Here is a 632-nt window from a genome sequence, read left to right as displayed (position 1 = left end):
TGGGCCACTCGGAACACCATGCCGTGTTAAGTAATCCTGACTGCCACAAATAATAAAATCGATAGGACTCAGCTGGCGCACGATCAACTGGCTGTCCTGAACGACACCAGAACGAATCGACACATCAATCCCTTGTTCAATAATATCAACGTAGGCATCATCGTAATGAATATCGATAGTGATGCTGGGGTAGCGGCGACAAAACTCTTTTAATAAAGGGCGAATGTAAAGGCGACCGTAGGAGACCGGCACATTAATCTTAAGCAGTCCTGAAAGCGCATCATTGTGGCTTTTCAATGAATCCTCACACGCCGTCAGTTCGTCCAGTACAAACCTAACGGTATTTGCGTATCGACGACCGGCTTCTGTCAGACGGATCTGTCGCGTAGAACGCTGGAACAGCTGTATTCCCAAGTCGCTTTCAAGACGATGGATTGCTTTACTCACTGTAGAAGGGTCTGTGCCATACGCTTTGGCGGCCGCAGCAAAACTGCCACCTTCTAAAGTGGCAATAAAAAATCGTAGGGACCGTATCTTATCCATAAAACTCGAGCATTCCATTCGTGAACTTTCTTCACTTTAGTAAAGACAAACTGGCTCTTCAATCACCAATCAGCCCAAATATAATGAAT

At 45.9% G+C, this 632-nt stretch carries 1 protein-coding gene; it reads right to left on the bottom strand.

Annotated features, from left to right (window positions below; genetic code table 11):
• The coding region (locus R7Z49_RS25880) for a LysR family transcriptional regulator (protein WP_318112528.1) at positions 1–543 on the bottom strand (543 nt) is incomplete at its 3' end.
• Between the last annotated feature and the right edge of the window lie 89 nt (positions 544–632).

The organism is Vibrio sp. 1562 (genome assembly GCF_033340155.1).
Lineage (GTDB): Bacteria > Pseudomonadota > Gammaproteobacteria > Enterobacterales > Vibrionaceae > Vibrio > Vibrio alginolyticus.
Note: the sequence above shows the minus strand (reverse complement) of the source record. Positions and strands in the feature narration are given on the sequence as shown.